We start from the raw sequence: 19,476 nt of genomic DNA on the forward strand, positions 1-19,476 counted from the left end.
GGTCAAGGGTTGCCCATTTCTGTGTCTCGCCCCTGGCCCTGCCCGCGCTCGGTTCGTAACGTCGCCGACACCACCACGACACGAGGAGACGCGATGACGGCACGACAGCGATGGATGGCAGCGGCATCAGGAGCCGCTCTGGTGATCGGCTCAGGAGCCGCGATGACCGTGAGCGCCCAGGCGGTGCCGGTCAACTCCCACTGCGGCACGGAGACGGGTGGCACCTCCACGTCCGCCTTCGTCAGCCACGACCAGCTGACCAGCCAGCTGCAGCGCATCGAGCGCACGAGCAAGGGCGAGGTCGACGTGGAGGTCGCCGGCTACAGCAACCAGGGCCGTGAGATCTACACGGCCCGGGTGGGCACCGGAGACACGGTGATGCTGGTCCAGTCGCAGATCCACGGCAACGAGAACCACGGCACCGAGGCACTGCTCAACCTCCTGCACCAGTTCGGCGGCACCTCTCCGGAGGCGCAGGCGATCCGCGACAACATCACGATCGTCGCCGTGCCCCGGCTCAACGTGGACGGCGCGGAGAACGACACCCGGCAGAACGACATGACCTGGGATGACACCGTCGAGGCCTTCCCGCAGCTGGCAGGCGTCGACCCCGCGTGGAACTACAACTCCCGGGTCGGCGGCTACGACGTCAACCGGGACTTCAACCCCGACCTCGGCTACGTGCCGCAGCCGGAGGACTTCCCCGGCAACAGCGCCGACACCGGGTGGTACCTCACGCCGGAGGCACAGACCCTGCGCAACGTCTACGCCGGCCTCGAGGACGAGTTCGGCACCGTCGACTACTTCGTCGACCTGCACAACCAGTGGCCCTGCTATGCCGACGAGGACCTGGAGGCCATGTCGCCGCTGTCGATCTCGGCGCGCTTCATCGCCGACCCGACGGAGTTCGGCGACTGGCCGAAGTTCGACTACGACGCCTCGCGGCGCGCCAACGTCGCGGTGTACGACGCGCTGCAGGGCCAGGGCAGCTCCGGCTTCGGTGACGTCACGCTCTACCCGCAGAGCATCAACCTGCCCGGCACGGCCCTGGGCTCGTTCGCCCTGCGCGGCAGCGCCACCGTGCTCTTCGAGACCTCGAGCAACACCCAGTCCGACGGGCAGAAGCGCAACGGCATGCTGACCAAGCAGGTCGAGACCGGCCTGGAGGGTCTCGTCACCGCGATCGCCGACGGCACGGTCGACGGCCTGGACCCGGAGGCCTACGAGGAGATCCCGAACCGGGTGTTCCTGCCCGCCGACTGACCACGGCTTCAGCCCCCGGCCCGCGTCCGGCACCTGCCGGGCGCGGGCCGGTGCGTCCGGTCACCGGGCCGCGACGCGCAGGACCTCCTCGACCACGTCCGGCAGGGGCGCCGAGGTGTCGACCTCGTGGTCGGCGACCCGCCGCAGCAGAGGCTCGACGGACTCCAGGTCGGCCAGGACCCGGGCCAGCTCCTGGGGGGACCTCCCGAAGCGGTTGGTGCTGCGGGTCGCCAGGCGCCGGGTCAGCACCTCACGCGGTGCGCTGAGCAGGACGATGCGGTCGAAGCGCGGGTGGAAGCGCACCTGGTTCTCCTCGCACCCGGCCACGAAGAGGACGTCGGCGTCCTCGGTGGCGAGCAGCTCCTCGACCGCGTCCTCCCGCCACCTCTGCCGTCCGTCGGCGGTGGGCTCGCACCAGCCGTCGTCGGTGTCGACCGCCTTGTGCCCCCGTGCGGTGAGCTCGCGGACCACGGTCGACTTCCCGGTTGCCGACATCCCGGTGAGCAGGACCCTCCTCACGCCTGGGCTCCCGCCAGGTCCCGCAGCACGCGCACGGCGTGCTCGCCCGCGCCGGCAGGCACGAAGAGGTGGTCGTGGAAGTAGCCGGCCACGACGTTGCAGCTGATGCCTGCACGGGTGAGCGCGGTCGAGACCGCCGCGGTGAGCCCGACGGCCTCGAGCGCGGAGTGCACCCGCAGGGTGACCATGGCGGCGACGAAGTCGTATGCCAGGCCCCAGCGGTCGGCCTCGGCCTGCTCGAGCACGAGCGTCAGGCCCTCCTCCTCACGCACCAGAACCACGGGACGGATCCCGTCGGGCAGGTGCTGGGTCGTGCAGTAGACGTAGCGGCCCGGCCTCAGCTGCGGCTCCAGGCCTGCGACCAGGGCGCTCAGGTCGGTCTCACCGCTCATCCCTTCAGGGTATGCGGAGTGGCCGCGCCCTGGCGCCGGCGCGCGTGCGCCATGCTGGAGCCATGACTGAGCGCAACGTCCTCGGCGGCGAGCTGGAGCTGTGCGGCACGGACCCGATGACCGGCTTCTTCCGTGACGGCTGCTGCAGCACCGGCCCGGAGGACCTCGGCAGCCACACGATCTGTGCCGTCGTCACGGCGGAGTTCCTGGAGCACCAGCGCAGCATCGGCAACGACCTGTCGACGCCGATGCCGCAGTTCCACTTCCCCGGCCTGGTCCCTGGGGACCGCTGGTGCGTGACGGCACCGAACTGGGCGCGGGCCTACAACGACGGGGCGGCGGCGCCGGTGGTGCTGGCCTCCACCCACGAGTCCGTGCTCGCCATCGTGCCGCTGCAGGCGCTGCAGCAGCACGCCGTCGACGTCCCTGCCGACCCGGGCTCGCTCGAGGACTGACGAGGCGCTCACCGGCTCGGTCGACCCGCCCCTCACCGGTCCGGCTGCAGCACCGAGCCGAAGGCGTCGACATACCCCCGCCAGGTGCCGGACGGCGTGCTGACCGTGCGCGCCGCGAGCATGGCACGCCCGATCGCGCGGGTCACCACCTCGGCGGCTGCCGTCAGGGTCAGGTGGAAGGTCTCGGGCGAGGGGCGCCCGCGGGTGCCCGTGGCCAGGGCGAAGAGCGTGTCCCCGTCATACATGGTGTGGATCGGGTGGATCGCGCGGGCCATGCCGTCGTGACCGCTGCCGGCGACGCGGGCGCACTCGGCCTTGGTGAGCCCGGCGTCGGTGGCCACCACCCCGACCGTCGTGGCCAGGGTCCTCGGCATCCCGCCCGTGGCCCCGGAGCGCTGCGCCTCCTCCTGCGCCCGGCGCAGCTCCGCCCTCGACGGGGCCGGCAGCGGCAGCTCGAGGGCGGCGGGCAGGCCGAGCCCTCTCAGGTCCTCCGCCACGAGGTGAGGCCCCGCCCAGAGCTCGCCGGTCACCGGGTCCACGGTGGACCCGACGGCGTTGACGACGACGAGAGCCGCCACCGTGCTGCCGTCCGGCAGCACGGTGCTGGCCGACCCGACGCCCCCCTTGAGCCCGCCCGCCTGGGCACCGGTCCCGGCCCCCACGACACCCAGAGCCGGGGGGTCGGACGTGGCGGCCGCGAGCGCACGGGCACCGAAGCTCGCGTCGGGGGTCGCCGAGAAGTCACCACCCCGCCCGAGGTCGAAGACCACCGCGCCGGGCACGATCGGCACCACCTCACCGGGTGCCCCCATCGGGAAGCCGACGCCCCGGCGGTAGAGGTCACGCAGGACACCGTCGGCCGCAGCGAGCCCGAAGGCGCTGCCCCCGGACAGGGTGACCGCGTGCACACGCTCGACGAGGTTGCGAGGGTCGAGCAGGTCGGTCTCCCGGGTGCCCGGCCCACCGCCGCGGACGTCGACGCCGCCAACCGCCCCCTCGTCGGGTGCCTGCACGACCGTCGTGCCGGTCAGCCAGCCCTCGCCCACGCGCTGGTGGTGCCCGACCCGCAGGCCGGGGACGTCGACGATGCTGTTGGTCGGTCCGGTGGGCATCAGCACTCCCCGTGCAGGTAGCGGTACGCGGCACGCGCGTAGACCCGCGCAGCCCGTGCGATCTCGGCGACCTCGACGCGCTCGTCGGCCTGGTGGGCGATCCACTTGCCACCGGGGCCGTACACGACGGTCGGGATGCCGGCCCGCGCGGTCAGGATCGTGCCGTCGGTGGCGCCGGGGACTCCGCCGTAGGCGGGACGCGCGCCGGTGACGTCCTCGTGCGCCGCGACCAGGGCCCGGACCATCGGATGGTCGACAGAGGTGTCGACCGGTGGCCGGTCGTCGAGCACCTCGACCGCTGCGGAGACGCCCGCGTCGGCTCCCGTCGTGACAGCCAGGTCGGTGAGCCGCTGGAGCAGCAGAGCGTGGTCGAGGCCCGGCACCGTCCGGATGTCGAGGCACACGACGGCCCGGGCGGGGATGACGTTGACCTGGTCGGGGTCGCCGCCGGTGACCACGGTCGGCGTCACGTAGGGCTCGCCCAGATGTGCGTGCACCCCGTGCCGCGCCAGCAGGTCGGCCTCCACCGCCTCCACGGCGAGCAGGTAGCGCGCCGCCACGGGCAGCGGGTTGCGGGCATGCTGCGGCATGGCGCCGTGGGCCATGGCGCCGGTGAACGTGACAGCGAGCCGGACGGCACCCTTGGAGACCGCGCAGACCTCGCCGGCCTCCGGCTCGCAGCAGATGGCGCCGTCGACCTCCCGGGCGAGCGCGGAGGCGGAGAAGTGCTTGGCGCCCAGCATCAGTCCCTCCTCGTCGACCAGGGCGGCCACCACCAGCCGTCCCGGGAACGGACCGTCGTCGACGACGGCCTTGGCGGCATACAGCATCGCGGCGACGCCCGACTTCATGTCGGCACTGCCCCGGCCGCGCAGCCACCCGTCGACGACGTCCCCGGCGTAGGGGTCGAACGACCACGCGTCGAGGTCCCCCTCGGTGACCACGTCGGTGTGGCCCTCCAGCATCAGGGTGGGGCCCGGTCCTCCACCGCCGTCGACCACGGCGACGACGTTCGGCCGGCCGGGTGCGACCTCCTCGACGCGCGGGTCCCAGCCGAACTCGCGCATCCGCTGCTCGACGAGGGCCGCGGCCTCGGCCTCGGTGCCGCCCGTCCCGGGCTCGTGCACCGACCGGATGCGCACCAGCTCCTGGGTGAAGGCCACCGCGGCGGCGGTGTCGACCTGCGGCTCACTCGTCTCGGGGTTGTGACCGTGCACCGGCCGATCGTCGCAGATGCGGCCGCGCGGGGCCCGCCGGGTCCCGGTGACGGTGGACCACGGCACGGACGTCTCCTACGCTCGAAGCCTGGGCTGACCGTCGCGGCCATGACGGCCGGTGCTTGTCCGGACGACGACGGAGGAGACACATGCCGGGCCACCGGATCTTCACCACCAGCTTCGCCAGCATCTATCCCCACTACGTGCGCAAGGCGGAGCGGAAGGGCCGCAGCAGGGACGAGGTGGACCAGGTGGTCTGCTGGCTGACGGGCTACGACACCGCGGGCCTCGAGGAGGCCATCACCAGCGAGGTCGACCTGGAGACCTTCTTCGCCGAGGCTCCTGAGATGAACCCGGACGCCGCCCTCATCACCGGTGTGGTCTGCGGCCACCGGGTGGAGGAGACCGAGGACCCCGACGCACGTGGGTGGTCGCCGTCCTGGTCGTCATGGCGGCGGTCACGGGCGCCGCGACGATCCTGACGGTCCCCGCGCTCTTCGGGCCGCAGGACGGGTCCCAGGTCCGGACCACCGCGGCGCTGGGGGCTGCGTTCGTCGCCCTGGCGCTGGCCGCGGGACACCAGCGACGACGGCTGCTCTCCGCGGACGAGTAGCCGCCGTGCGCACAGGCCGTCCTCGAGGAGCCGGAGAAGGCCTCGAGGACCCTGCGCGAGGAGGTGCTCCAGGCGGTGACGCGCTCTGCGGACGGCTGCGCACCGTCGAGCGTCAGCTCGGGTCGTCGGGGTGTGGCGGGATGTCGTCCGCGACGACGGCGCCGCGCCCGCCCGGGGGACGTTCCACCCCGACGGTCGAGTCCCGGACCGTCTGCCGCTCGGCCTCGGCGTTGGCCGCCGCGCCGAGGATGACGAGGAGGACGGTGAGCCAGAGCCAGAACATGCTGATCGCCACCCCGGCGAGGGAGCCGTAGGTGCGCTCGTACGTGCCCAGGTTCTGCACGTAGACGAAGAGCCCCGCGGAGGCGGCCAGCCACAGGACGGTCGACGCGACGGACCCACCACTGATCCAGCGCCATCTCGCCTTGCCCCGTCGGTCGGGGGCGAACCGGTAGAGGACGGCCAGGCCCAGTGCCATCAGCGCGGCCAGGCCGACCCAGACCGCGGTGAGCACCGGGAGCCGGACCCACCCGGGCGCCTCGGCGAGGGTGCGGGAGACCAGGGCGCTGCCGGCGATCACCGCACCGAGCGCCACCGCACCGCCCAGCACGAACATGAGGGCCAGGAGGGTGCGGCGCAGCATCCCCCGGGTCTCCTCCTCGCGGTAGGCGACGGTGAGCGCGTCGATGAGGAAGGTCATCGCCGCCATCGCGGTGCCGAGGGCCACGGCCAGGGAGAACAGGCCTCTGAAGGTCAGCAGCTGCGTGGATGCTGCCGTGATCGAGACCAGCTGGTCGGCCAGGACGTCCCCGAGCGCCGGCGGCAGGACCGTCACGACCCCGGAGAGGTGCTCCAGCGCCTGCGTCGGGGTGTTGACCGCGCCGTACACGGACAGGGCGGTGAGCAGCACCGGCGCCACGGAGAGCACCGCGAAGAAGGCCACGGCTGCGCTGTAGAGCGTGAACCTGTCGGCCATCACCCGACCGGCCACGCGGCGCAGGATGTGGACCCACCCCCGCAGCGGGATCTGGCGTGGACCGACTGCGCCGTCACCCTGCGGTGCAGGCGTCGGCTCGCGCTGGGGGACGGTCGCCATGCGCCCAGTGTCACCGGACCCCGGGCACGCCGCACTCCCAGGACCGGGCGGCGACCCGTCGTCCACGGGCCCGGCACGGCCCGAGGGGTATGCCGTCAGGCGTCCGGTGAGCGCTCCCGCACGGCCCGCGCCAGGTCGGCGGCGGCCCGGCCGTCCAGCGCTGCGTGCAGGTCGGGGATGGCCGAGACGAGCTGCTGGGTGTAGGGATGCCGCGGGTCGGCGTAGAGCTGCTCGGTCGGCGCGACCTCGACGAACTCACCCTGTCGCATGACCGCCACGCGGTCGCAGACATGGCGCACGACCGACAGGTCGTGGCTCACGAAGACCAGGGTCAGGTCGAAGCCGTCGACCACGTCGTCGATGAGGTTGAGCACCTGGGCACGCACCGACACGTCGAGCGCGCTGACCGGCTCGTCGGCGACCAGGATGTCCGGTCCGGGCGCCAGGGCCCGCGCGACGGAGATCCGCTGACGCTGCCCGCCCGAGAACTGGTGCGGGTAGCGGTCGGCCGAATCCGCCGACAGCCCGACCGCCTCGAGCAGCTCGACCACCCGCGCTCGCCGGGCGGCACCGGACCCCTGCCCCTGGGCCACCAACGGCTCGGCCACGATGTCGCGCACGCGCATGCGCGGGTCCAAGGAGCTCATCGGGTCCTGGAACACCAGCTGCAGGGTGTGCCGCAGCCACCCCAGCCGCGCTGCCGGCTGGTTGTGGATCGGACGGCCCTCGACCTCGATGCTGCCGCTGGTGGGCCGGTCGAGCCCGCAGATCATCCGCAGCAGGGTCGACTTGCCGGACCCCGACTCCCCCACGATGCCGAAGCGCTCGCCCCGCTCGATGTCGAGGGTCACCCCGCGCACCGCGTGCACCACCGGGGGCGCCTGGGTCAGGGAGCGACGCGGCCGCCGGAAGTCACGGCCCACATCCTGGAGCCGGATCGCCGGGACCTCACTGCTCACGGCCTCACTCCTCACGACCTCACCCGATGCGACCTCACTCATCGCAGCTCACCCCCGGCGGGGTAGAAGCACGCGTAGCCGGAGGCGGTCTCGCCGGCGCCGTGGTCGCCCCGTGGCGTCCACGGCGGCCGCGTGGCGCACTGCCCGGTGGCCGCGGGACATCTGTTGCGGAAGACGCAGCCGTCCGGGAAGCGTCCGGCGGGAGGCACCGTGCCGGGGATCGTGGGCAGCGCGCTGCGCTCCCGGCGAGCACCCGCCGCGGTCAGGTCGGAGGCGGCGAGGAGCCCCGCGGTGTACTGGTGCCGGGGGTCGGTGAACACCTGCCCGACCGGGCCGGCCTCCACGATCCGGCCGCCGTACATGACCAGCACCCGCTCGCACACCGTCGCCACCACGGCGAGGTCGTGGGTGATGAAGAGCAGCGCGGCGTCGCGCGACTGCACCCCGGTGACGATGAGGTCGAGCACGAGCGCCTGCACCGTGACGTCGAGCGCCGTCGTCGGCTCGTCGCACACCAGCAGCACCGGGTCGTTGGCCAGCGCGATGGCGGCGACGACCCGTTGCCGCTGGCCGCCGGAGAGCTGGTGCGGGTAGGCCCGGGCGGCGTGCTCGGGGTCGGGCAGCCCCACCTGGTCCAGCAGGTCGACCGCCCGTCGCCGGGCCTGCGAGCGCGAGGCGCTGCCGTGCACCGTCATCGCCTCGGCCACCTGGGCGCCGACCCGCATGGTCGGGTTGAGGGCGGTCATCGGCTCCTGGAAGACCATGGCCATGTCGTCGCCACGGATGCGCGCCAGCCCGCCCTCTGAGCGCTCCAGCAGGTTGCCCTCGTGCCCGGCCAGGTGCACCCCACCGGTGGCGGTCAGCCCCTCTCCCAGCAGGCCGAGCACCGCCAGGGCCGTCAGCGACTTGCCCGAGCCCGACTCGCCGATCAGGCCGACCCGCTCGCCGCGCCGGATGGTCAGGTCGACGTCCGACAGCAGCTCGGTGTGCCGGGTGCGCACGTGCAGCCCTCGCACGTCGAGCACGGGCTCGTCGCCGGCACGCCGGCCGGCTCCGGCTGCGCCCGTCGCGGCCGTGCTCACCGGCGCTCCAGCTTGGGGTCGAGGTAGTCGCGCAGGCCGTCCCCGAAGAGGTTGAAGCCGAGCACCGCCAGCGCGATCGCCGCGCCGGGGACCAGCACCAGATGCGGGGCGCTGCGCAGCGTCGACTGCGCCTCGTAGAGCATCCGACCCCAGGACGCCTGGCCCGTCGGTGTGCCCAGCCCGAGGTAGGCCAGGGCCGCCTCGGCGAGGATCGCGATCGCGAAGGCCACCGAGGCCTGCACGATGACCAGGCCGGCCACGTTGGGCAGCACGTGCCGCAGGGCGATCGCGAAGGGACCGTGCCCTGCCGCCCTCGCGGCGGTGACGTAGTCGGTGCTCATCACCCCGAGGGCGCCCGACCTGGTGATGCGCGCGAAGGAGGGGATGGTGGCGATGCCGATGGCGATCATCGCCACCTGGGTGGAGCCGCCGTAGAGCGCCGCGAACATGATGGCCAGCAGCAGCGCGGGGAAGGCGAGCAGGATGTCGTTGGCGCGCATCACCGTCTGTCCCAGCCACCCCCCGGACATCGCGGCGAGGATGCCCAGTGGCACGCCGACGAGGGCAGCGACCCCGACCGCCACGACCCCGACATACAGGGTGGTGCGTGCGCCGACGAGGATCTGGCTGAGCACGTCCCGGCGGAAGCGGTCGGTGCCGAGCCAGAAGTCGGCGTTGGGCGTCTGGTAGGCCTCGGTCCCGAGCACGCGCATCGGCGGGTAGGGCGTCCACACGTAGGACACCAGCGCCATCGCGACGACGAGCAGCACGAGGCCGCCGCCGACGAACAGCGAGGGGTTGAGGTGCCGCCGCCCGGTGCCGACCACCGGAGTGGACGGCATCATGCCGGCGGGGCTGCCTGCCTCGCTCATCGGGCGGTCCGCAGCCGCGGGTCGATCGCGAGGTAGAGCGCGTCGACGACGAAGTTGATCACGAGCACGGCCACCACCAGCACCATGACGACGGTCTGCACAGTGAGCAGCTCACGGCCGGCCACCGAGTCGATCAGCAGCGACCCGAGGCCGGGGATGACGAAGACCCGCTCCACCACGACGGCGCCCACCAGCAGGGTGGCCAGCTGCAGGCCGAGCACCGTGACGACGGGCACGGCGGCGTTGCGCAGCCCGTGCTTCCACAGCGCCTCCATCGGCCGCAGCCCCTTGGCCCGCGCCGTGCGCAGGTAGTCCTCCCGCAGCACGTCGAGCACTGCGGAGCGGACGTAGCGGGCCAGCACCGAGCCCTGCACGAGCGCAAGCGAGACCGCGGGCAGCACGAGGCGCCGCAGGAACTCCACGGGGTCCTGCGCGGGGGGCACCCAGCCGCCGGAGGGCACCCAGCCGAGGCGCACCGCGAAGACGGAGATGAGCAGGATGCCGGCGAGGAAGGCCGGGACCGCGACCCCGACCTGCGAGACACCGGAGAGCACGACGCCGTCGGCGTGCCGGTGCCGCACGGCCATCCAGACACCCACCGGCACCGCGACCACGAAGGCCAGCAGCATGGCGGCGACCACCAGCCAGAGCGTCACCCCGAGACGGTCGGCGACCTGAGGGCCGATGGGCGCCTTGGAGACGTACTCGATGCCGGGGTCCAGGGTCAGCATCCCGCCGACCCAGTCGAGGTACTGCACCACCAGGGGACGGTCCAGGCCGTACTCGGCCGTCATCTGCGCGACCGCCGCCTCGGAGGCGTTGACGCCGAGCGCGACCCGGGCCGGGTTGCCCGGGAGCACCTGCATGAAGCCGAAGACCACCAGCGAGCTGGCGACCAGACTGGCCACGAGGACGCCGAAGCGGTGCGCCAGGCGCAGCAGCACGACGTCCTCCCGATCCTCGAGCTCAGCCGGGCCGGGTCACTCGCGCGCGAGCCGGGCCAGCTCGAAGGACTCGCTGATGGCGTTCTCCGGCAGGCCGGTGATGCCCTCCTCGGCCACGATGAGGTTGGGCAGCAGGAAGAGGAAGTCGGCCGCGGCGTCCTCGGAGACGAGGGCGGCCGCCGCCTGCATGTTGCTGACCTGCTCGTCCGCGCTGCCCGTGTCGGCCGCCTCGAGCAGGTCCATCAGCTCGGAGGTGCCGTAGCTCGTGTAGTAGTCGGGGTTGCCGAAGACGTTGCCGAGGTCGCGCGGCTCGACGTGCGCCACGATGGACATGTCGTAGTCCTTGGCGGTGAACACGTCCTCCAGCCAGGTCGCGGGGAACTCCAGCTCGTCGACCGTCACCTCGAAGCCGGCGTCCTCGAGCATCGACTCCACCACCGTCCCGCAGGCCACGGCATACGGCAGGGTCGGGATGCGCAGCGCCACCTCGACGCCCTCCGCGTCCGCCTCGGCGAGCAGCTCCTGTGCGCGCTCGACGTCGAACTCGTAGTCGCCGGTGCGGTCCTCGAACCACGGGTCGGTCGGCGGCACCATGGAGCCGATGAGGGTGCCGCGGCCCGCCCAGCAGGTGTCCAGGAGGGTCTCGTGGTCGATCGCGTGGCGTGCGGCCTGGCGCACCTGCAGGTCGTCGAACGGCGGCCGGCCGTTGTTGAACGACAGCACGACCTCGCCGTTGGTGGTGCCCTCGATGATCTCGTAGTCACCGTCCTCGAACTCGCCCAGCGACTCCGGGGCCTGCACCGTGCCGATGACGTCGATGGCCTCGGTGAGCAGCGCGTTGTTGAGCGCGTTGGGGTCGGTGAAGTACTGCAGGGTCACCTCCTCGAAGAACGGCTCGTCCCCGTGGTAGTCCGGGTTGGCCTCCAGCGTGAGGGAGGTGCCGCGCTGCCAGTCGGCGAACGCGTAGGGACCGGTGCCGACCGGGTCGTTGGCGAGGTCGTCGACGCCGTCCTCGTCGAACATCGCGCCGATGCGGCTGGTCATGGAGTAGAGCCAGGAGTTGCTGGGCTGCGACAGGGTCACCGTGACCTCGTGCTCGCCGGTGGCCTCGACCGACTCCACGATGTCCATCTGCGCGGCGAGCGAGGTGGTCCACGCGTCGGACTGCACCCGCTCGATGGAGAAGACCACGTCGTCGGCGGTGAACGGGTCGCCGTTGGTGAAGGTGGCGTCCTCGACCAGGGTGAAGGTGTAGGTCGTGTTGTCCTCGCTGACCTCCCACTCCGAGGCCAGGGCCGGCACGATCTCACCGTCCTGGTCCAGCTTCACCAGCGTCTCGTAGACGTTGTAGAGCATGGCCTGCGGGATCGCGGCGCCGTCGGCCGTGGTGAAGTCGAGGCTCGAGGGCTCGGCCACCAGGCCGATGGTGACCGCCTCGGTGGTCTCCCCGCCCTCGCCCGTCGACTCCCCGTCGTCGGTCCCCGATCCGGCGTTGCAGGCCGTCAGCACGAGCGTGCCGCCCAGCGCCAGGGCCAGGGTGCTGCGTGTGGTCACCATCGTCGTGTGCCTCCGTTGTGGTCCGGTCGTGCTCGCCACAGCGTATGCCGTGCGTCCACGCCGGAGCACGCCCCCACACGCGCCCCGGCCCTTCCCGTGCCGCGCGGTGGTGACGACGGGCTGCCATGCTGGGCCTCTCGACCTTGCGGAAGGCCCCGGACAAGGACACGGACATGGACATGCACGCATGAGCCGGCCGCTCGTCGTCGCCTGCCCGGACAAGTTCCGCGGGAGCCTGTCGGCGCCACAGGTCGCGGAGGCGGTGCGCGTCGCAGCGGAGCGGCACGGCTGGAGGTGCCGGACGGTGCCCCTGGCGGACGGTGGGGAGGGCATGCTCGACGCCTTCGGCGGCGCGAACCGCAGCACCCTCGTGACCGGACCCCTCGGGCGCCCCGTCGAGGCGGCCTGGCGGCTGGACGACACCGGCACGGCGGTCATCGAGAGCGCCGCGGCCTCGGGCCTGGCACTGGCCGGCGGCGCCGAGCGCAACGACCCCATGGCCGCCACGAGCGCAGGCACCGGCGAGCTCGTGGTGCAGGCCGTCCAGGGCGGTGCACGGCGGGTGCTGGTGGGTCTGGGCGGGTCGGCGATGTCCGACGGCGGGGCCGGGGCCGTCGAGGCGGTGCTCGGGGCACTGGGGACCCGCCCGGCCGAGCTCGGGGTCGACCTCATGGGGGCCTGTGACGTGGAGACGCAGTTCACCGACGCCGCCCGGGTCTTCGCGCCGCAGAAGGGCGCCGACCCGCAGCAGGTCGCCGAGCTCAGCACCCGGCTGGAGCTGCTGCGCGACCACTACCGCGAGCGCTGGGGCGTCGACCTCGACGGTGTCGCCGGCGCCGGGGCGGCGGGTGGTCTGGGCGGGGGGCTGGTGGTGCTCGGTGGCCGGCTGCTGCCGGGCTTCGACCTGGTCGCCGACCAGGCGGGTGTCGACGGCGCGCTGGTGGGGGCCCGGCTGGCCGTGACCGGCGAGGGCGCCCTGGACGGCCAGAGCTTCCGCGGCAAGGTCGTCGGTGGTGTCGTCGAGCGGGCCCGCCGCCACGGCACGCCCGTCCTGGTGCTGGCCGGCACCGTGCGCGACGACGTGCCGCCGGACCGGGTGAGAGGGCTCACCGTCGTCGACCTCAGCCGCGCCTACGGCGCCGGCGCGTCCTGGCGGCATACGGCCGAGGTCGTGCAGCACGCCGTCACCGCACACCTGTCCCGGCTCGGGACGGGCTGACACGCGCCTGCGGGCGCACCCGCCGGGGGGAGGGGGGACAGACACGTCAGCGGGACCAGTCGTCGACCGACGGTCCCGCTGACGCTCCCTGAGGCCTCCACACACACCGCAAACCCCTGTCGGCGGCGCGGTGGAGACCCGGACGGGCGGCTACTTCACCTCGCGGTGCAGCACCCGCCACACCCCGATGGCCATGGGCAGCACAACCCACACGGCCATCGAGACAGCAAACTGCGCCCACTGCTCACCCGTGGGCGCCGACCCCGTGAAGAACGGCACGGTGGTCTGGTTGATGTCGATCCAGGACATCGTGTCACGCCACGACTCGATCAGCGCGCTGACGACGCTCAAGGCGGTCGGCAGCGCGAAGAACGCGACGATCGCGGCGGGGGTGTTGAGCAGCGCCAGGCCGAACGCCGACCCCTGGAGCAGGAAGACCGTCAGGGCGATGACCGCCCCGCCGACGACCCACCCCGTCACGGTCCAGTCGGCCTCCGCACCCCGGACGAGCACGGCGGCGAGCTGGGTCAGCGCCGCGAGCGCCGCGGCGACGACGAGCAGCGTCGCGCCCAGCACCAGGCTGGCCAGGACCTTGGCCGCCACTACCCGGCCGCGACGTGGCTCGAGCGTGAAGGTGCTCATCGCCGTGCGCTGCGACCACTCGGAGGTGGCCGCCATGATGGCGAGCACCGGCAGGAAGATCTGCAGCGGCGTGACCGTGCCCTCGAAGTAGTCCTGGAAGGTGCGGCTCCCGTCCCCGGTGGCCAGCAGCGTCACCAGGATCGCCACGGTGACCACGGCGATGAGGACCAGGAACCACCTGCCCGCCCGGGTGTCGGCCTGCTTGCGCAGCTCCACCCGCAGCAGCCGGGTGAAGGGGACCGCACGGACAGGGCCCAGGTCCTCCCGGGCCGTCCGGCCCGGGTCCGTCCCCGGACGGGAGGTGTCGACCGTCTGTGTGCTCATGCTGCGCTCTCCTCTCGTGCCGTGTCGGCCGTCAGGGTCAGGAACATCTCTTCCAGGCCGCGGTTGTCCGCCGGCCGGAGCTCGACGAGGGCGATCCCGCGGCTCGCGGCGACCGCGCCGACCTGCACCGGCTCGGCCTGCACCCGCACACCACCCCCGTCGGCAGCGGCGTGCTCGAGCCCCTCCTCGCCCAGCGCCCAGGCCAGTGCAGCGTCGTCGGCGCTGCGCACCAGCGTGCCCGAGGGCCGCAGCAGATCCTCGGTCGTGCCCTGCGCCACGATGCGCCCGTGACCGATGACGACGATGTCGTCGGCGATCCGCTCGATCTCGTTGAGCAGGTGGGAGGACAGCAGCACGGTGCCCCCCTCGTCGGCGAAGCCCCCCAGCAGGTCGCGCATCCAGCGGATGCCCGCCGGGTCCAGGCCGTTGGCGGGCTCGTCGAGAACGAGGACCTGAGGTTCCCCGAGCAGCGCGTTGGCGATGCCCAGACGCTGCCGCATCCCCAGGGAGTAGTTGCCCACGCGACGGCGGGCCTCCTTCGCCGAGAGCCCGACGACGTCCAGCATGCGGTCGACGCGCCGGGTGTCCAGACCCATGGTGAGGGCGCTGACGGTCAGCACCTCACGGCCCGTCCGGCCGCTGTGCTGGGCGGAGGCGTCGAGCAGGACGCCGACGTGACGCCCCGGGTTGGTCAGCTCCGCGAAGGGCCGGTCGAGGACGTGCGCCGTGCCGGAGGTCGCCGGCGTGAGACCGGTCAGGACACGCATGGTGGTCGACTTGCCGGCGCCGTTGGGGCCCAGGAAGCCGGTGACCCTGCCCGGTCGGGCGCTGAAGGTCACGTCGTCGACGGCGGTGAAGTCGCCGTAGCGACGCACCAGGTTGGTCGTGGTGATCATGGCTCCAGCCTGGCCGACACCTCCCGCGCGCACATCGGCCGCGGGTCCCGACCCGGGTCATCCTTCCGTCTCGACCCCGCCCGCCTCACCGCTACTTTCGGCGGACGCCGGCCGCGCACCCCCGGCATACAGTCGGGGTCGTGAGCCGTTCCGTCCCCGCCACCACCGCCTGGGGAGAGACCTGGCGGCTCGGGCTGGCGGCACTGCTCGGCGCCGTGTCCTTCGTCGTCGTGCTGGCCCTGGCGAGCTATGACGAGCTGGGGGACTTCCCGGCCTGGTGGCCCTGGGTCGACCCCCTCGCCGGGGTCCTGGCCGTGACGCTCCTGCTGTGGCGGCGACGCCGGCCGGTGCCCGTCGTCCTTGCCGCCACCCTCTGCACGATGGTCTCCCTGTCCGCGGCGCCGGCAGCGGCGCTGGCGCTGATCTCGCTCGCCACGCGTCGGCGGTGGCGGGAGCTCGCCCTGGTGCTGCCCGTGTGGCTGGTGGCCTCGGTGCCGTCCGAGTGGTTCATCCCGGACGGCACCGAGCCGAGCCTCCTCGCGGCGTTGACCACCCAGGTGGCGACCTTCGTGGGGCTCACCGGTCTCGGCGCGGCCATCGGCGCCCAGCGCGACACCCTGGTCGCGCTCCGCCAGCGTGCCGAGACGGCGGAGCGGGAGCAGGCCGGTCGCATCGCGCAGGCCCAGTCCGCCGAGCGCGCCCGGATCGCCCGCGAGATGCACGACGTGCTGGCGCATCGCATCTCGATGATCGCGATGCACGCCGGGGCCCTCGCCTACCGTGAGGACCTGCCCCGTCAGCAGGTGCGGCAGACGGCCGAGCTGCTGCGCGACAACGCGGACCTGGCTGTCTCCGAGCTGCGGGAGATCCTTGGTGTGCTCCGCGGGGAGGGCGAGCCCGAGCAGCCGAGCGGCCCGCAGCCCGACCTGGCCGCCCTCCCGTCCCTGGTCGAGGAGGTCCGCGACAACGGCACCGAGGTCGACCTCACGATCGACCTCCCGGACCCTGCCGGCCTGGGCGGCGTGCCGGCACGGATGTCACGGCACGCCTACCGGGTCGTGCAGGAGGCGCTGACCAACGCACGCAAGCACGCGCCGGGCGTGCCGGTCACCGTGGAGCTGGTCGGCGACCCCGAGCAGGGCCTGCGGTTCCTGGTCATGAACGAACCGGCCCCCTACGGTGGGGTGGTGCCGGCCCCGGAGTCGTCCGGGGTGGGCCTGATCGGGCTGCGCGAGCGGGTGACCCTCGCCGGCGGCCAGCTGGCCTACGGCCCCGACCGGGCCGGTCGGTTCGTCGTGCACGGCAGCCTGCCGTGGCAGGAGTGAGCGAGGTCGCGCACGGCAGCCGACCGCGGGAGGAGCGAGGTGCAGGTGTGGGCACGATCCGGGTGGTGCTCGTCGACGACGACGCGCTCGTGCGCACCGGGCTCCGGCTGATCCTGGGCGGGTCCCCCGACATCGACGTCGTCGGCGAGGCGTCCGACGGTGTCGAGGCGGTGTCGGCCGTGGCGGAGCACCGCCCGGACGTGGTGCTCATGGACATCCGTATGCCGCGGCTCGACGGCATCGAGGCGACCCGGCGGGTGCGGGCGCTGGACCCTGCCCCGCGCGTCATCGTGCTCACCACCTTCGACACCGACGAGATGGTGCTGGGCGCACTGCGTGCGGGGGCCAGTGGCTTCCTGCTCAAGTCGACCCGGCCGGAGCGGCTCGTCGAGGGCATCCGGTCGGTGGCGGCCGGGGAGCCCATGCTCTCCCCGAGCGTGACGGCGCAGCTGATCTCCCGGGTCACCTCAGAGACGCCGGGGTCCACGGCGCAGCGCGCACGGGAGAAGGCCCTGGCGCGGCTCGCGGCCCTGACCGACCGCGAGCGTGAGGTGGCGGTGGCGATCGGCCGGGGCGCGAGCAACGCCGAGATCGCCCGCTCCCTCTACATGGGCCTGCCGACGGTCAAGACGCACGTGTCCCGTGTGCTGACCAAGCTCGGGCTCGACAACCGCACGCAGGTGGCTCTGCTCGTGCACGACGCCGGCCTCACCTGAGGAGCACAGGGGCCGCTGGTAGGCGGCTCGCTCTTGCCAGAGATGGCACTGGTGGCGGACACTGTTACTCGACAGTAGGTACTGCAGGTATCGGACACATCGGAGTCTTGATGAGCCACTACACAGCCAACGTGCGCGACCTCGAGTTCAACCTGTTCGAGGTGCTGGGCCGGGACGCGGTGCTGGGCAAGCCGCCGTTCGAGGACATCGACGAGGAGACCGCGCGCGAGATCCTGCACCAGGTCGCGCAGCTGGCCGAGGAGCGCATCGGCAGCAGCCTGCTGGAGTCGGACCGCACGCCGCCGGTGTTCGACCCTGCCACCGGCGAGGTGACGATGCCGGAGTCGTTCGTGCGGTCCTACCGCGACTACGTCGACTCCGAGTGGTGGCGTCTGGAGCTGTCCCCCGAGCTCGGCGGCTCGGCGGCCCCGCCCTCCTTGAGCTGGGCGGCCTTCGAGATGGTGCTGGGCGCCAACCCCGCGGTGAAGATGTACTCCTCCGGCTACACCTTCGCCGAGGTCATGCACCGTCTGGGCACGCGCGGGCAGCAGGAGCTCGCCAGGCACATGGTCGAGCAGGGCTGGGGCGCCACCATGGTGCTCACCGAGCCCGATGCCGGCTCCGACGTGGGAGCAGGGCGGGCCAAGGCGGTGCAGGCCGAGGACGGCAGCTGGCACATCTCCGGCGTCAAGCGCTTCATCACCTCGGGCGTGGCGCCCTTCTACGACAACGTCATCCACTTCGTGCTGGCCCGCCCCGAGGGCGCCGGCCCCGGCACCAAGGGGCTGTCCCTGTTCGTCGTCCCGAAGTTCCACGTCGACGAGGACGGCACGCTGGGGGAGCGCAACGGTGTCGAGATCACCAACCTCGAGCACAAGATGGGCCTGAAGATCTCCACGACCTGTGAGGTGCGCTTCGGTGAGCAGGAGCCCGCGGTGGGCACCTTGCTCGGGGACGTGCACGACGGCATCGCGCAGATGTTCCGGATCATCGAGTACGCCCGGATGCTCGTCGGCACCAAGGCCATCGCGACCCTCTCCACGGGCTACCTCAACGCCCTCGCCTATGCCAAGGAGCGCGTCCAGGGCGCAGACCTCACCCGGATGGCCGACAAGACCGCGCCCCGGGTCACGATCACCCACCACCCGGACGTGCGCCGCTCACTCATGCTGCAGAAGGCGTATGCCGAGGGGCTGCGGGCGCTGGTGCTCTACACCGCGACGTTCCAGGACACGGTGCACGCGGCGCAGACCGCCTCCGGCTCCGAGGGCCTGGAGCCGGGCAGTGAGGCCTACCTGGCGCAGCGGGTCAACGACCTGCTGCTGCCGCTGGTCAAGGGATGCGGCTCCGAGCGTGCCTGGGTGCTGCTGGGCACCGAGTCGCTGCAGACCTTCGGTGGGTCGGGCTTCCTGGAGGACTACCCCGTCGAGCAGTACGTCCGTGACGCCAAGATCGACAGCCTCTACGAGGGCACCACCGCGATCCAGGGCCTCGACTTCTTCTTCCGCAAGATCGTCCGCGACCGCGGCGAGGCGCTGGGCTACCTCGCCCAGGAGATGATGACGCTCGTCAAGGGCGGCGAGAGCAACGACAGGCTGGCGACCGAGCGCTCGTTCCTGGGTGCAGCCCTCCAGGACTTCCAGGGCATGGTCGAGTTCATGGTCGGCAGGACGATGGCCGCGCAGTCCGACCCGAGTGCGGTGTATGCCGTGGGCCAGCAGTCGACCCGGCTGCTGCTCGCCGCGGGGGACGTCGTCATCGGCTGGCTGCTGCTGCGCCAGGCCGAGGTGGCCCAGGCGGCCCTGGACAACGGTGCAACCGGGGCCGACGCAGACTTCTACACCGGCAAGGTCGCGGCGGCCTCGTTCTTCGCCCGCACCGTGCTGCCCCGCCTGGCCTCCGACCGTGTCATCGTCACCCAGACCGACAACTCCCTCATGGAGGTCCCGGAGTCGGCCTTCTGACTGCTCCGCGACCCTGGCTGTTTCTTCCCTGAGGGCAGCCGGCACGCGCTGTCTGCTGGCCCTGGGCCCTGCCTGTGGCCCGGCCGGTGGGGCCGGGTGCGGGGCGAGGTCATCGCAGGTGCCAGGTGACGCCGAGGGCGGTGACCGTCGCGTCGCGGCCCCGGTCGTGGACCCAGGTGTGGTGTCGCGGGCACAGCAGGGCGTAGTTGAACAGGTCAGAACACCCTCCCTGCGCCCACGGCACCACGTGGTGGGCATCGCACCAGGTCGCGGGCACCGTGCATCCCGGGATCGTGCACCCTCGGTCGC

The 19,476-nt window shown here is 72.6% G+C and carries 21 protein-coding genes; 8 read left to right on the top strand and 13 right to left on the bottom strand.

The window, feature by feature from the left end:
- Nucleotides 1-93 precede the first annotated feature (93 nt).
- On the top strand, nucleotides 94-1,263 hold the full coding sequence (locus LVO85_RS11880; RefSeq protein WP_232747682.1) for a M14 family zinc carboxypeptidase: 1,170 nt from the start codon (nucleotides 94-96) through the stop codon (nucleotides 1,261-1,263).
- Between the two features lie 60 nt (nucleotides 1,264-1,323).
- On the opposite strand, the gene LVO85_RS11885 is transcribed toward LVO85_RS11880, so the two are convergent.
- Together LVO85_RS11885 and LVO85_RS11890 are read right to left on the bottom strand one after the other, a co-directional pair.
- Nucleotides 1,324-1,782 carry an AAA family ATPase gene (locus tag LVO85_RS11885; protein ID WP_232747683.1) on the bottom strand — a complete coding sequence of 153 codons (459 nt, stop codon included), beginning with the start codon at nucleotides 1,780-1,782 and terminating at the stop codon, nucleotides 1,324-1,326.
- Nucleotides 1,779-2,174: an ACT domain-containing protein gene (locus tag LVO85_RS11890; protein WP_232747684.1), complete on the bottom strand. Its 396-nt coding sequence runs from the start codon at nucleotides 2,172-2,174 to the stop codon at nucleotides 1,779-1,781. Before LVO85_RS11890 ends, LVO85_RS11885 begins: the two co-directional genes overlap by 4 nt.
- A 62-nt stretch (nucleotides 2,175-2,236) precedes the next feature.
- Here LVO85_RS11890 and LVO85_RS11895 point away from each other — a divergent pair, with 62 nt between their 5' ends.
- On the top strand, nucleotides 2,237-2,629 hold the full coding sequence (locus LVO85_RS11895; protein ID WP_232747685.1) for a DUF2237 family protein: 393 nt from the start codon (nucleotides 2,237-2,239) through the stop codon (nucleotides 2,627-2,629).
- A gap of 32 nt (nucleotides 2,630-2,661) precedes the next feature.
- Here LVO85_RS11895 and LVO85_RS11900 read toward each other — a convergent pair whose 3' ends face one another.
- Together LVO85_RS11900 and LVO85_RS11905 are read right to left on the bottom strand one after the other, a co-directional pair.
- On the bottom strand, nucleotides 2,662-3,741 hold the full coding sequence (locus tag LVO85_RS11900; RefSeq protein WP_232747686.1) for a P1 family peptidase: 1,080 nt from the start codon (nucleotides 3,739-3,741) through the stop codon (nucleotides 2,662-2,664).
- Nucleotides 3,741-5,024 (bottom strand): M20 family metallopeptidase, encoded by a 1,284-nt coding sequence (locus LVO85_RS11905; protein WP_232747687.1) that lies wholly within the window; start codon nucleotides 5,022-5,024, stop codon nucleotides 3,741-3,743. Before LVO85_RS11905 ends, LVO85_RS11900 begins: the two co-directional genes overlap by 1 nt.
- A gap of 83 nt (nucleotides 5,025-5,107) precedes the next feature.
- Between LVO85_RS11905 and LVO85_RS11910 the strand changes: the two genes are divergently transcribed.
- Both LVO85_RS11910 and LVO85_RS11915 read left to right on the top strand, forming a co-directional pair.
- Nucleotides 5,108-5,440, top strand: coding sequence for a DUF2200 domain-containing protein (locus tag LVO85_RS11910; RefSeq protein ID WP_232747688.1), 333 nt, complete (start codon nucleotides 5,108-5,110; stop codon nucleotides 5,438-5,440).
- Nucleotides 5,407-5,571 carry a hypothetical protein gene (locus tag LVO85_RS11915; RefSeq protein WP_232747689.1) on the top strand — a complete coding sequence of 55 codons (165 nt, stop codon included), beginning with the start codon at nucleotides 5,407-5,409 and terminating at the stop codon, nucleotides 5,569-5,571. The genes LVO85_RS11910 and LVO85_RS11915 overlap by 34 nt, the downstream gene beginning before the upstream one ends.
- 112 nt (nucleotides 5,572-5,683) lie before the next feature.
- On the opposite strand, the gene LVO85_RS11920 is transcribed toward LVO85_RS11915, so the two are convergent.
- The 6 genes from LVO85_RS11920 to LVO85_RS11945 all read right to left on the bottom strand — a co-directional run bounded on the left by LVO85_RS11920 (nucleotide 5,684) and on the right by LVO85_RS11945 (nucleotide 12,081).
- A complete protein-coding gene (locus tag LVO85_RS11920; RefSeq protein WP_232747690.1) occupies nucleotides 5,684-6,667 on the bottom strand; it encodes a YihY/virulence factor BrkB family protein in 984 nt (327 codons plus the stop codon).
- Between the two features lie 95 nt (nucleotides 6,668-6,762).
- A complete protein-coding gene (locus LVO85_RS11925) occupies nucleotides 6,763-7,626 on the bottom strand; it encodes an ATP-binding cassette domain-containing protein (protein WP_232747691.1) in 864 nt (287 codons plus the stop codon).
- Nucleotides 7,627-7,664: 38 nt separating this feature from the next.
- Nucleotides 7,665-8,708 (bottom strand): ABC transporter ATP-binding protein, encoded by a 1,044-nt coding sequence (locus tag LVO85_RS11930; RefSeq protein ID WP_332875432.1) that lies wholly within the window; start codon nucleotides 8,706-8,708, stop codon nucleotides 7,665-7,667.
- Nucleotides 8,705-9,580 carry an ABC transporter permease gene (locus tag LVO85_RS11935; protein ID WP_232747692.1) on the bottom strand — a complete coding sequence of 292 codons (876 nt, stop codon included), beginning with the start codon at nucleotides 9,578-9,580 and terminating at the stop codon, nucleotides 8,705-8,707. The genes LVO85_RS11930 and LVO85_RS11935 overlap by 4 nt, the downstream gene beginning before the upstream one ends.
- On the bottom strand, nucleotides 9,577-10,524 hold the full coding sequence (locus tag LVO85_RS11940; protein WP_232747693.1) for an ABC transporter permease: 948 nt from the start codon (nucleotides 10,522-10,524) through the stop codon (nucleotides 9,577-9,579). Before LVO85_RS11940 ends, LVO85_RS11935 begins: the two co-directional genes overlap by 4 nt.
- 36 nt (nucleotides 10,525-10,560) lie before the next feature.
- Nucleotides 10,561-12,081, bottom strand: a complete 1,521-nt coding sequence (locus LVO85_RS11945; RefSeq protein WP_232747694.1) for an ABC transporter substrate-binding protein — start codon at nucleotides 12,079-12,081, stop codon at nucleotides 10,561-10,563.
- Between the two features lie 187 nt (nucleotides 12,082-12,268).
- Between LVO85_RS11945 and LVO85_RS11950 the strand changes: the two genes are divergently transcribed.
- Nucleotides 12,269-13,300: a glycerate kinase family protein gene (locus LVO85_RS11950; protein ID WP_232747695.1), complete on the top strand. Its 1,032-nt coding sequence runs from the start codon at nucleotides 12,269-12,271 to the stop codon at nucleotides 13,298-13,300.
- 150 nt (nucleotides 13,301-13,450) lie between these two features.
- On the opposite strand, the gene LVO85_RS11955 is transcribed toward LVO85_RS11950, so the two are convergent.
- Together LVO85_RS11955 and LVO85_RS11960 are read right to left on the bottom strand one after the other, a co-directional pair.
- Complete coding sequence (locus LVO85_RS11955) at nucleotides 13,451-14,266, bottom strand: ABC transporter permease (RefSeq protein ID WP_232747696.1); 816 nt, start codon at nucleotides 14,264-14,266, stop codon at nucleotides 13,451-13,453.
- Nucleotides 14,263-15,162, bottom strand: a complete 900-nt coding sequence (locus tag LVO85_RS11960) for an ABC transporter ATP-binding protein (RefSeq protein WP_232747697.1) — start codon at nucleotides 15,160-15,162, stop codon at nucleotides 14,263-14,265. Before LVO85_RS11960 ends, LVO85_RS11955 begins: the two co-directional genes overlap by 4 nt.
- A gap of 140 nt (nucleotides 15,163-15,302) precedes the next feature.
- Here LVO85_RS11960 and LVO85_RS11965 point away from each other — a divergent pair, with 140 nt between their 5' ends.
- From LVO85_RS11965 to LVO85_RS11975, 3 genes are all read left to right on the top strand, one after another.
- Nucleotides 15,303-16,487 carry a sensor histidine kinase gene (locus LVO85_RS11965; protein ID WP_232747698.1) on the top strand — a complete coding sequence of 395 codons (1,185 nt, stop codon included), beginning with the start codon at nucleotides 15,303-15,305 and terminating at the stop codon, nucleotides 16,485-16,487.
- 47 nt (nucleotides 16,488-16,534) lie between these two features.
- Nucleotides 16,535-17,203, top strand: coding sequence for a response regulator transcription factor (locus LVO85_RS11970; protein ID WP_232747699.1), 669 nt, complete (start codon nucleotides 16,535-16,537; stop codon nucleotides 17,201-17,203).
- 110 nt (nucleotides 17,204-17,313) lie between these two features.
- The gene (locus tag LVO85_RS11975; protein ID WP_232747700.1) at nucleotides 17,314-19,167 is read left to right on the top strand and encodes an acyl-CoA dehydrogenase; all 1,854 of its coding nucleotides are present in this window, start codon (nucleotides 17,314-17,316) and stop codon (nucleotides 19,165-19,167) included.
- Nucleotides 19,168-19,276: 109 nt separating this feature from the next.
- Here the strand turns inward: LVO85_RS11975 and LVO85_RS11980 are convergent.
- On the bottom strand, nucleotides 19,277-19,476 hold a 200-nt coding region (locus tag LVO85_RS11980), incomplete at its 5' end, for an HNH endonuclease signature motif containing protein (RefSeq protein WP_232747701.1).

This window comes from Ornithinimicrobium sediminis, from assembly GCF_021272345.1.
Classification (GTDB): domain Bacteria; phylum Actinomycetota; class Actinomycetes; order Actinomycetales; family Dermatophilaceae; genus Ornithinicoccus; species Ornithinicoccus sediminis_B.